The organism is Bacillus sp. JJ1521 (assembly GCF_036965165.1).
GTDB lineage: Bacteria > Bacillota > Bacilli > Bacillales > Bacillaceae_L > Ferdinandcohnia.
In genome coordinates this window covers 680-12,560 of record NZ_JBALOX010000030.1, presented here as the reverse complement: position 1 = coordinate 12,560, position 11,881 = coordinate 680, and the positions used below count along the sequence as shown (strand labels likewise).

11 protein-coding genes and 3 tRNA genes are annotated in these 11,881 nt (G+C 38.6%); 12 read left to right on the top strand and 2 right to left on the bottom strand.

The features are described from left to right. Positions 1 to 27 precede the first annotated feature (27 nt). On the bottom strand, positions 28 to 747 hold the full coding sequence (locus tag V7147_RS05650) for a rhomboid family intramembrane serine protease (RefSeq protein ID WP_335366877.1): 720 nt from the start codon (positions 745 to 747) through the stop codon (positions 28 to 30). 520 nt (positions 748 to 1,267) lie between these two features. Between V7147_RS05650 and acpS the strand changes: the two genes are divergently transcribed. The 8 genes from acpS to V7147_RS05610 all read left to right on the top strand — a co-directional run bounded on the left by acpS (position 1,268) and on the right by V7147_RS05610 (position 10,683). Then, entirely contained in the window at positions 1,268 to 1,627 is a 360-nt protein-coding gene (gene acpS, locus V7147_RS05645; protein WP_335366876.1) for a holo-ACP synthase, read from the top strand. A 252-nt stretch (positions 1,628 to 1,879) separates the two neighbouring features. Then, complete coding sequence (locus tag V7147_RS05640) at positions 1,880 to 2,896, top strand: LolA family protein (protein WP_335366875.1); 1,017 nt, start codon at positions 1,880 to 1,882, stop codon at positions 2,894 to 2,896. 282 nt (positions 2,897 to 3,178) lie between these two features. Next, positions 3,179 to 4,972, top strand: a complete 1,794-nt coding sequence (locus tag V7147_RS05635) for a M6 family metalloprotease domain-containing protein (protein WP_335366874.1) — start codon at positions 3,179 to 3,181, stop codon at positions 4,970 to 4,972. A gap of 203 nt (positions 4,973 to 5,175) precedes the next feature. Beyond that, entirely contained in the window at positions 5,176 to 6,339 is a 1,164-nt protein-coding gene (alr, locus tag V7147_RS05630; RefSeq protein ID WP_335366873.1) for an alanine racemase, read from the top strand. A gap of 226 nt (positions 6,340 to 6,565) precedes the next feature. Beyond that, positions 6,566 to 6,847 carry a CopG family ribbon-helix-helix protein gene (locus tag V7147_RS05625; RefSeq protein WP_010284645.1) on the top strand — a complete coding sequence of 94 codons (282 nt, stop codon included), beginning with the start codon at positions 6,566 to 6,568 and terminating at the stop codon, positions 6,845 to 6,847. 4 nt (positions 6,848 to 6,851) lie between these two features. Next, entirely contained in the window at positions 6,852 to 7,202 is a 351-nt protein-coding gene (gene ndoA, locus V7147_RS05620) for a type II toxin-antitoxin system endoribonuclease NdoA (RefSeq protein ID WP_010284636.1), read from the top strand. Between the two features lie 217 nt (positions 7,203 to 7,419). Next, on the top strand, positions 7,420 to 8,175 hold the full coding sequence (sigB, locus tag V7147_RS05615) for an RNA polymerase sigma factor SigB (RefSeq protein WP_335366872.1): 756 nt from the start codon (positions 7,420 to 7,422) through the stop codon (positions 8,173 to 8,175). A 363-nt stretch (positions 8,176 to 8,538) separates the two neighbouring features. Next, entirely contained in the window at positions 8,539 to 10,683 is a 2,145-nt protein-coding gene (locus tag V7147_RS05610) for a Tex family protein (protein ID WP_335366906.1), read from the top strand. A gap of 18 nt (positions 10,684 to 10,701) precedes the next feature. Here the strand turns inward: V7147_RS05610 and cmpA are convergent, their stop codons facing one another. Further along, a complete protein-coding gene (cmpA, locus tag V7147_RS05605; RefSeq protein ID WP_087947091.1) occupies positions 10,702 to 10,815 on the bottom strand; it encodes a cortex morphogenetic protein CmpA in 114 nt (37 codons plus the stop codon). Positions 10,816 to 10,969: 154 nt separating this feature from the next. Here cmpA and V7147_RS05600 point away from each other — a divergent pair, with 154 nt between their 5' ends. From V7147_RS05600 to V7147_RS05585, 4 genes are all read left to right on the top strand, one after another. After that, positions 10,970 to 11,431 (top strand): SprT family protein, encoded by a 462-nt coding sequence (locus V7147_RS05600; RefSeq protein ID WP_335366871.1) that lies wholly within the window; start codon positions 10,970 to 10,972, stop codon positions 11,429 to 11,431. A gap of 127 nt (positions 11,432 to 11,558) precedes the next feature. Then, positions 11,559 to 11,633 (top strand) — tRNA-Asn (locus V7147_RS05595). 2 nt (positions 11,634 to 11,635) lie between these two features. Beyond that, positions 11,636 to 11,726: transfer RNA gene (locus V7147_RS05590), tRNA-Ser, on the top strand. 9 nt (positions 11,727 to 11,735) lie between these two features. Continuing rightward, positions 11,736 to 11,807 (top strand) — tRNA-Glu (locus tag V7147_RS05585). The last annotated feature ends 74 nt before the right edge of the window (positions 11,808 to 11,881 follow it).

Below are 11,881 nucleotides of genomic sequence, written 5' to 3'. Positions count from 1 at the left end.
AAAGTCATTTTAGCTCCTTCATTATTATTAAAGGAAAATCCCAAGAATCACTAGGATAATAATAATCAACCATAGGATATGCTTTAATTGAAACTGTCTTGGAATTTTCATTCGCGGACGATATGAGGAATCACCTGCCATGATGATTTGCGGCTGGCCAGAGGTTTTCGGTAAAATAAGTGGTGCAATGATAGCGCCGGCAAGGAAACCAAATATATGGGCCACAATATTTACATTTGAATTGATAAAGGTCATAACTAGACCAATCACCAAAATAGTGATGATTAGTTGCGAATTCATTTGACTAATTAAGTCTTTGCGGAACATAACCATATATAAGTAAATCCCAAACAATCCGAAAATGGCGCCAGATGAACCGACATGGGCAAAATCCAGCGGCTCAATGTAGAAGGTTGCTAGATTGGCAGCAACCCCGGTTAAGAGATAAGCAATAACGAATTTGACTTTACCTAACATGCTTTCTAAAGCAGGCCCAAATAAGACAAGTGAGAAGGAGTTAAAAAGCATATGTCCAAACCCACTATGTACAAAAATCGGTGTGACTAATCTCCAATATTCTCCTTCAGAAATCAAAAAATTGAATCCAATCATATGCTGCATAAGAGTGGTTCCGAACGGTAGGGATAAAAAAATCAGCAGCCAAAGAAAAATATGAATCGCGATTATTATTGATATAATAGGATATAATCGTAAAAATTGACGAAAGCTTTCAGTCCGTATAAACATATTAATTCTCCTTTTAGTAGTCTTCTTATCGTACTATATTCTTCAGAAGATGGCGAACAACCTTTTAACAATATTCAGTAGNNCTACTGAATATTGTTAAACCTCCGGCGGTTGCCACAGATTTTTAAAGGTTATTTTTCGAGCCTGCTCGAAAAAATCTGGGCGCAAATACGCAAAGGCGTATTTGATTGTTTGTACCATCTTATGATTGAAAGTTTTTATATAGAAGTGGTGTTCAAAAAGGAGGATGAAGAGGACCGCGTCGACAAAAACGCCACGCCTTATGTCTTGTCACACTAGCACGTCCTTTGCGTCGAAATTTCGAGGTGGTGCAGCTTTGAGTACCGGAGCGTATGCAGTTAATACGTGGGGAACGGAGAAGCAAGCCAACGAGCTTCCACAGGATGTAGTGACTTCGACGTTTGACACGGGACGTGTCAGCTCTTAGTCGAAGTTCTGCTATCGATGCGTCATATTCACCGCACTTTTTGAACTTCGCTTGAAGAAAGGAATCTATGAAATGATCATTGGTACTGGTATCGATATTGTTGAGCTTGAACGTATTAAAAAAATTTTACATAGACAAAAAAAGTTTGTAGATCGTATTTTAACAGATAATGAAAAAGAAAAATTTTTCCGTTTATCTGAATCTCGTCAAATTGAGTTTCTTGCTGGGCGATTCGCGGTCAAGGAAGCTTACTCAAAAGCAGTTGGGACAGGGATTGGAGAGGATTTAAGCTTTTTAGATATAGAGGTTTTATCAGATCAGAACGGCAAGCCAGTCCTCACTAAACCCATAGAACATAAGACTCATTTATCCATTACTCACAGTAAAGAGTATGCTGTTGCACAAGTAATTATTGAAAGCTTGTCAAGCTAGTCTGCATATTACACAACTTTGCCTCATATATTTTTAGTGCGGTAGGTGAGACAAGGTGTACGAGTATGATGAACGGTTGAATTTACTTAGTTTACAGGTAACAGTACGTAAACTGAAAATAGGGTTTTAAGAAATTCTCTTAAAAAATGATGGGGGTCTTAATAAGCACGGAAATGATTCCTAATCTGTTCATCTCGTTAAACACCTTGTCTCAGCCAATAGTCGATAAGAGGCAAAGGGGTTGAAGAAGGAATGAAGAAAAAAGTACTTTTGTTGTTATTAGGGCTACTCATTGCCCTTGTACTCGCGGCATGTGGGGAAAAATCACAGGAAGATGTGGTTAGTGCACTAGATGCAAAGGTTCAAAAGATGACTGGCTATAAAGCAGATGCAAAGATGACGCTTCAAACAGGTAATGATCCACAGGTGTACGAAGTGGAAATTTGGCACAAGGATCCAACGTTCTATCGCGTAAATCTAAAAAATGCAGAGAAAGATCAAAGCCAGATGATTCTACGTAATGAAGAGGGGGTGTTTGTTTTAACACCAGCTCTTAATAAGAGCTTCCGCTTCCAAAGTGATTGGCCTGAAAATAGCAGCCAAGCCTATTTATTTGAATCCTTGGTGAATGATGTGAGGGAAGATCCAGAGTCGAAATTTACTGCTACAAAGGATCATTATATTTTTGAAACAAAAACAAACTACAAAAATAATAATATGTTACCAAAGCAAGAAATTACTTTTAGCAAGAAGGACTTAAAACCTGTTTCTGTAAAAGTAATGGATCCGGATCGTAAAGTATTATTGCTTGTAGAGTTCACAAAGGTAGAATTTGATGCAAGTTTTGATAAGAAAGCATTTGATGTAGACAAGAATATGTCTTCTGCAACTTTACCTGAAATCCCAGTTATGGGTGAGGTTGATAAGCAGCCACTTGAAGTTCTTTATCCTTCTGAGGATGCGTTAGCAGGTGTTGAACTACAAGAAGAAAAGAAAATTGAAACGGAAAATGGTACACGTGTAATCATGACATTCGGTGGAGAGAAAAACTTCACATTGATCCAAGAAAAAGCACGTGTTGCAGAGGTTGCAACAACGATTTCTCTTAGCGGTGAACCTGTAGACCTAGGATTCACACTTGGTACCCTTACAGATAAAGCGATTTCCTGGACATACAATGGTGCTGAATTCATGATTGCTTCAGATGATCTATCTCAAGAAGAGTTAATTTCCGTTGCCCGTACAGTACAAGGTAAATCAGTAAAATAAATGACTGAACACAGGTCCGAATAATCGGGCCTGTTTTTTTCTGTCTCTCATTCTCGACAGATTTCTTTACTATTTATTTCAAAAACCGAAGGAAGTTGTCGGAACTAGTTGATTAAACAGCGAAAATAGCGAAAGAAAAATGTTCTAGATGAAGAATTTCTACAATGTTTTAAAGAATTTTCTGATACATTAATTAAGCTAGCCCAAATAGTTGAAGGAGGTTGGAATAGATACTGAAAAGGACGGATAAAAAAGTAACTCATTATTAGGAGGCGTATGAAAATGAAGAAACGAAAATTATTTTCTGCTGTGCTTGCAGTAACGGTTGGTATTGGTTTAATTACCACATCTACATTTGCTCAAACAAATCCTCAACAAGATACTTCATTTACACCAAAGTTACCTGATTATAGTAAGTTGGATGCTGATCTAACAAAAGATCTAAAATCTAAAGGAGAGAAAGTAAAAGGTAAAGAACTTCATGGCTATAATGGTAAATCATATAGTAAACCACAGGATACAGAGAGACTGCAACCCAAAAAAGCTGATGAATTACATAAAAAAGGGATTGCGATTGTTGTAGATTTCCCACTTAAAACTAAAGGAGCAGTGAGTGATGTTCCTGGAGTAAATTATGATCAAATCGATATAAAATACTTTAATGACCTTATAAATGGTGACACATATAATCCATATGAAATGGATATGTTTAAAGATTTAAAAACCCATAATGGGAAAGTGGCTTCCACAAACCGTACTATGAAGAATTACTTTAAAGAAGTAAGTTATAATCAATTTAATATGGATATTGATGTAGTTGGTTGGGTTGATTTACCTAAGCCTTATGACCATTATCTTGGTCAAGACAAGTTATATTATAATGAAAATGGCGATGCCCACATGGCAGAATTAGTAAAGGATGCAATTACAGCTGCTGCAGATCAAGTGGATTTTTCACAATATGCAGTACCTGCAAAACCAGGTGATTTCTGGCTACATGGGGATGCAACTAGTATCGAAGTGGATGGGAAAACCATAGATCAAATCGTACCAAACCTGTTAATTATCCATCGGGGTACCGGTGCAGAGTATAGCTTAGATCCAAGCATTATATGGTCACACAAATGGGATATCACTAGCGCGTCCTACTATGGCGAATATTATAAGACGGGCACTGCTCCTGATGAATCAACTTTAGAGCATACTGTAGTTGATGGAGTTGTGGTTGATACGTATAATATTGTTCCTGAAGTAGGTCAAGATATTACAGGATATTATTATGGTGAACCAAGAAAGCCATCCCCGCCAAGCGTCGGTGTATTTGCTCATGAATTTGCCCATGTACTTGGTTTACCAGATTTATACGATTATGGTTATGATTCAGAAGGGGTTGGAATGTTTAGTTTAATGGCAGGCGGTTCATATGGACGTGATATGCAAGACCGAAACTATTCAGGTAACACACCTGTGCATCTTGATGCGTGGTCAAAAACATATCTCGGATTCGCGGAGCCTAAAGAGGTAATTAAAAATCAGACACTAACATTAAAACCAGTAGAAACTAATGCAGATATCTATAAGGTAGTGGTTCCCGGTTCTGATGGTCGTGAATATTTCTTGTTAGAGAACCGTCAACAGCGTGGTTTTGATGCAGGGTTAGAATATAATGCAGATGGACAAGACCTACATGGACTAGTAGTGTATCATGTAGTTGAAGATATCCTGGCACGTAATTTTAGTAGACCGAATGAAGCACAAAACTGGGATCTAAATCACCTTGGGCAATCACAAGTCCCTGTTAATCCATCAAATGGTGAAAGACATTATGCTGTTAGTGTTGTTCAAGCAGATGGTCAATTTGATTTAGAGAAATATTTAAATGACGGGGATTCTGGAGATGTATTCCCAGGTAAAAACAAAGTGACATCAATTAGCGATAAAGGAAATGTGGGACCTAACACAACTTCCTTATATAAATGGGCACAAAAAGGAACTCAAACAGGTATCCAATTTGATAATATTGTGGAACAAAAGGATGGCACAGTTACCTTGAAAGTTACGTTTAATAAAAAATAAAAAGTGAAAGTTTGAATGTAAGACCCCTTTTTGACGAACAAAAGGGGTCTTTACCATGCCTTAAATTTTTCTTCTACATATTTTAATTTTTCAAACATATGTTAAGATGGGTATAAAAAACCACCATTGACATGGACACAATTAGGATAACTAATCGAATTTATATATTTATAGTAGTCATTAATCTAAGAAGGTGTTTACTCGTGGATTTTACCCAATTTTATCGAAACACATGGGTTGAAGTTGATTTAGATTGTATTTTTGAAAACGTAAAGAATATGAAAAGTTTTTTACCAGACGATGTGGACATTATGGCGGTCGTTAAAGCAAATGCATATGGGCATGGGGATGTTGAAGTTGCGAAAACTGCGCTTGAAGCTGGAGCAACCTGTCTTGCAGTTGCATTTATCGATGAAGCAATCTCTTTACGCCATGGGGGAATCAAAGCACCCATTCTTGTGCTTGGAGCATCACGTCCAACTGACGTCATGATTGCAGCAGATCACAATATATCGCTCACCATCTATAGTAAAGAATGGCTAGATGAGGTAGTTGAAAACTATCGCGGCAGTACTCCACTTACCCTTCACTTAAAACTTGATACAGGGATGGGGCGTCTTGGAGTCAAAGAAAAAGATGAATTACAAGCAATTCTCAAGGTAACCGAGCAACATCCTCAGTTTCATCTTGAAGGAGTTTTTACTCATTTTGCAACAGCAGACGAAATAGACACTTCCTATTTTGACCAGCAATATAAGAATTTCCTGCAAATGCTTGAGTGGATTCCAAACAAACCAAGGTTGATACATTGTGGAAATAGTGCAACTGGCTACCGTTTCCCAGAGAAAGTTTTTAACGTTGTAAGACTCGGCATTGGAATGTACGGAATGACACCGTCTTTAGAAATAAAAGACCAACTTCCTTACAAACTCGAGCAAGCCATTTCTTTTCACAGTAAGCTTGTCCATGTAAAACAAATTGCAAAAGGTGAAAAAGTAAGCTATGGCGCAACCTTTACAGCGGATGAAGATATGTGGGTGGGAACAGTTCCGGTCGGCTATGCAGATGGGTGGATCCGAAAGTTACAAAATACTCATGTCTTAATTGAAGGCGAACGCTGTCAAATTATTGGTCGTATCTGCATGGACCAATTTATGGTCCGTCTGCCAAAGAAAATTCCTGTTGGCTCAAAAGTCACATTAATCGGGAAGCAAAAAGACAAATTCATTAGTGTAGATGACGTAGCTAAAGTACTTGGAACCATCAACTATGAGGTTACTTGTACAATAAGTTTTCGCGTACCGCGTATTTTTTTAAGAAATAAGAGAATAATTGAAGTGAGAAATCCGTTATTAGGACATTACTAGTAGAAAAAAATTAGTACATTGGTTGTACAAATCGGGTACATTCTTTTTTTATGCATGTAGGGGAATGTAGAATTTGGTATCTTTGTAAAAGATGTGCATAAAAACCAATTGTAAATGCCGATAATAAAGGAAGAATTAATGGATTAAGCTTTGCATCCAATTATAATAATGGTATTATTAAGGTTGGAGTAGAATATTGGTGGCAAGTTGGTGGAGGTGTATGTTTGTGTCTGAATCCAGCGCAACGACAGAAATTCTAGTACGATTACCGCAAAACCTAATTAGTGAGTTGGATGGCCTTGTGAAACAAGAGAATGGTAACCGAAATGAATTAATTTATCAGGCTACAAAAATGTATCTACGTGAGAGAAAAAAGCGTCAGATCACAGAATCAATGAGACGCGGTTACATGGAAATGGCGAAAATTAACCTTACTATTGCATCGGAGGCTTTTTTGGCTGAATCTGAGGCTGACCACACCGTAGAACGCTTAGTTAGCGGGGGGTAATCATTTGATTGTAAAACGTGGCGACGTTTATTTTGCAGACCTCTCCCCAGTTGTTGGCTCAGAGCAAGGAGGCGTTCGTCCTGTTCTTGTCATCCAAAACGATATCGGGAATCGGTTTAGTCCCACAGTCATTGTCGCAGCTATAACTGCCCAAATTCAAAAAGCAAAGCTTCCAACACATGTTGAAATTGATGCGGAGCGCTACGGATTTGAGCGCGATTCAGTTATTCTGTTAGAACAAATTCGTACAATCGATAAACAGCGTCTAACCGATAAGATTACACATCTCGATGAAGAGATGATGGACAGAGTGGATGATGCCTTACAAATTAGTTTAGGACTCATCGATTTTTAATTCATTATTTATATGTGATACGTTTATGAGAAGTTACCCCGTGGTAGCTTCTTTTATTTTGCTTCCATTTGGACGCATGTTATATTACAAAAACATTTTACTTATGTAACAAATCCCGGAATGTGAAGGAAATCACGTCTTTACTCTTGAAATACATAATAAGGGATTATCCTGATCAACCTTTCATGACAAAAATAAAAAGAGAGCGGTGGGAAAAATGAGAAAGCAATCTACAAATCCGAAAAGTGAGAAAGTAGAAAAGCTGGTACAGAAATTCCAAAAAACTGGCTCAACACAAGCGGAAAGGGAAATCATTGAAAAGTATGAAAATGTGATTCAATCCATTGCTTGGAAGTACTCCAAGGGCAATGCTTATCACGAGGACATCATCCAAGTTGGAAGAATTGGACTTTTAGGTGCAATTAGAAGATTTGACCAAACAGTTGGAAAAAGCTTTCACACATTCGCAATTCCAACCATCACTGGTGAAATCAAACATTTTTTACGAGATAAAACCTGGAGCGTCCATGTTCCCAGAGGAGCAAAGGAGCTTGGAATAAAGGTCATAAAGACTGAAGAGGAACTTACAAACACTTTACAAAGAAAGCCCGAAGTTCATGAAATAGCAAATCATCTTCATGTTGATCCGAAGGAAGTTCTAGAAGCAATGGAACTAGGACAAGCCTATCATACAAAATCGATCGATACTCCGATTGATCCAGATTCTGAAGGAAAAACCATCCTAGAAACAGTAGGTAAAAAGGACAAAACTTTCGAAAAAGTATTAAAAAGATTAGATGTAAAAAAGGCCCTTCATGTTCTGTCTACACGTGAAAAAAGAATTCTTTATTACACCTATATAAAAGAAAAAAGTCAAAGAGAAACAGGGGAAATCGTCGGAGTATCACAGATGCATGTTTCCCGTATTCAGCGAAGCGCCATAAAAAAGCTTCGACAAGCCGTACTTGGATGAAGCAATTTTGGTAAAATAGAAATGGGTTAGAAGTGGATGTTCAAAAAGTCCGGTAAAAATGACACATCAGTAGGGGAACTTCGACTAACTACCGACACGTCCTGTGTCGAACGTCGAAGTCACCACATCCTGTGGAAGCTCGTTGGCTTGCTTTTCTGTTGCTCACGTATTGACGGCATACGCTCGATGCTCAAAGCTGCGCCGCCTCGAACTTTCGACGCACAGGATGTGCTAGTGTCGACAATGCCACAGGACGTGGCATTTTTGTCGACGCGGTCCTTTTTATCCTCCTTTTTGAACAAGTATTTGAAGTGAAAGTAGGAGGAAATAGTTTTGACACAGACATTGCAAACAAATGACTTGATGGTGAAAACCATCGCTAAAGAAATCGGAATTACAACAAAGCAAGTGCACAGTGTAATCAACCTCTTAGATGAAGGCAATACCGTACCTTTTATCGCTCGTTACCGTAAAGAATTAACTGGTTCTCTAGACGAAGTGCAAATTAAAGATGTCCAAGAAAAATGGACCTATTTGCAAAACCTTGAATCACGAAAAGAAGAGGTGATTCGCCTTATAGCTGAACAAGGGAAGCTAACCGATGAACTTCAAACGGAAATCATGAAGTCCACAAAGCTTCAACAAGTCGAGGACTTATACAGACCATACAAACAAAAGCGCCGTACAAAAGCGACTGTTGCAAAGGAAAAAGGTCTTGAGCCATTAGCGGAATGGTTATATACATTCCCGATGAATGTGGATGTTGAACAATATGCAACACAGTTTATTTCAGAAGAAAAAGAAGTCCTGAGCGCTGAAGACGCAATTGCTGGTGCGAAGGATATTATGGCTGAATGGATTTCAGATGATGCTGCATTTCGTCAATGGATTCGCAGTGAAACCTTCAAACTAGGCACCATCGAAACAGCTGTGAAAGATCAAGAAAAAGATGAGAAAAATGTCTATGAAATGTACTATGAATACAAAGAGCCTATTCAAAAGATAGTCCCACACCGTGTCCTAGCAATGAACCGCGGGGAAAAAGAGGAGATTTTACGAGTGGCAATTGAACCACCTCTCGAACGGATTTTAACCTTTTTAAATCGAAAAATCGTAAAAAAGGAAAATTCCCCGGTAACTCCTTATATCATCGAAACAATTGAGGATGGCTACAAGCGTCTGATTCAGCCTTCGATTGAAAGGGAAATCAGAAAAGAACTAACAGAGAAAGCGGAAGATAGAGCGATTCATATTTTCTCAGAAAATCTTCGAAATTTACTCTTACAGCCACCGCTTAAAGGTAAGATTGTTCTAGGAGTCGACCCGGCCTACCGTACTGGTTGCAAGCTTGCAGTAGTTGACGAAACAGGAAAGGTCCTAAATATAGGCGTGATTTACCCTCATCCACCAGTGAATAAAAAGGATGAAGCTGTTAAGAAAATAAAATCCGTTTTACAAGAATTTAAGGTTGAAATGGTGGCTATTGGAAATGGTACAGCCTCAAGAGAAACTGAAAGCTTTGTGGCGGATGTTCTAAAAGAAGTGAGCCAAGAAATCTTCTATATTATCGTCAATGAAGCGGGAGCAAGTGTTTACTCTGCATCCGATATTGCTCGTGAAGAATTCCCTGATTTTCAAGTTGAAGAAAGAAGTGCCGTATCTATTGCAAGAAGACTCCAGGATCCACTAGCTGAACTTGTGAAAATTGATCCGAAGTCAGTTGGGGTTGGTCAATACCAGCATGACGTATCTCAGAAAAAGCTAAATGAGCAGCTAACATTTGTCGTTGAAACAGTCGTGAACAAGGTTGGTGTTAATGTCAATACAGCGTCCTCATCTTTGCTGCAATATGTAGCAGGTCTATCAAAAGCTGTTGCGAACAATATCGTCAAAAAACGTGAGGAACAAGGAAAGTTCAAGAATAGAAGCGAATTGAAGGATATCCCGCGTCTAGGTGCAAAAACCTATGAGCAATGTATTGGATTCCTCCGTATTGTTGATGGTGTCGAGCCGTTAGACCGTACAGGCATTCACCCGGAAAACTATAAAGAGGTTAAAAAACTACTTGCAACATTCGGTCTAACAAGTAATGACCTAGGAACAGAAAAATTAAAAGAAGCTATTTCGTCCATTGTCCCAGAACAAGTAGCTACTGAATTAGGAATAGGTGAAATCACCATACACGACATAACAGAAGCATTGGTTAGTCCAGAGCGCGACCCACGTGATGAGCTAGCAAAACCATTACTTAAAAAAGACATCCTTAAGCTTGAAGACCTTGCAAAGGGAATGGAACTTGAAGGAACGGTCCGAAATGTTGTAGACTTCGGAGCTTTTGTAGATATCGGGGTTAAGCAAGACGGCTTAGTTCATATCTCAAAACTAAGTAAAAACTTTGTCAAACACCCACTTGATGTTGTCTCAGTTGGTGACGTTGTAACCGTCTGGATCGATGATGTCGATGTGAAAAAGGGAAGAGTCGCATTAACAATGCTACCTCCACAATAAGAATGTAAAAACACTGCTTTACGAGCAGTGTTTTTTTCTATAAAAATACCAGCATTGATTCAATAATTTTATTTGGTATCGATTTTTTTCATAATAGGCGCGTTTCATTTGGTTCTGAAGCCAAGTAGGCATAACCCAAAACCTCCTCGTTAATAAACTTTTATCCTCGAAAAAAACAAAAAGAATGATACTATAGTGATACAGTTACCAAACTAAACGTTTGAGTATATATAGTCTATGCAAACACAGTACGTCCTGTTCGAAAAGGATGGAAAGGAATAAAAAAGTGGAACAGTTTGAGTTGCAAAAAATCGTGGAGGAAACTTCTCTCGAGTTCTTTGGAAAACCATTTCGTCATAAAGCAACCTTCAATAATCGATTGCAAACGACTGGCGGAAGGTATCTGCTAAAATCTCACAATATCGAATTAAACCCAAAATATTATCAAGAGCGTGGAGTAGATGAATTAATTGGGATTATTAAACACGAACTTTGTCATTATCATTTGCACATAGAAGGAAAGGGGTACCAGCATCGCGATCGTGACTTTCGAATTCTCTTAAAAGCAGTAGATGCTCCTCGATTTTGTAAACCATTGGAATCTGTTAAAAGAAGAAAAACTACAAAACAATATTTGTATACCTGTAACAGCTGTGGGATAGGATATGTAAGAAAAAGAAGGATCGATACAAATCGTTATGTTTGTGGAAAATGCTCAGGGAAACTAGTAGAAGTAAAAAAATATTGACTCGTGGTTGTTACTGTGATAAATTATAAAAGTCGCCGAGCAAACGGACAGACAAAAAACATTAATAACAGATGCTCTTGACAACAAGAAGGTCTGTTTTTATAATTAATAATGTCGCTATAATTATTCCGCAGTAGCTCAGTGGTAGAGCTATCGGCTGTTAACCGATCGGTCGTAGGTTCGAGTCCTACCTGCGGAGCCAATGGGGAAGTACTCAAGAGGCTGAAGAGGCGCCCCTGCTAAGGGTGTAGGTCGCGTAAGCGGCGCGAGGGTTCAAATCCCTCCTTCTCCGCCAGTTTAAAATGGCCCGTTGGTCAAGCGGTTAAGACACCGCCCTTTCACGGCGGTAACACGGGTTCGAATCCCGTACGGGTCATACATTCATGGGATGTAGGATTGTAAATTCCTACCTCCCATTTCTATCTCTACTAATGGAGGATTAGCTCAGCT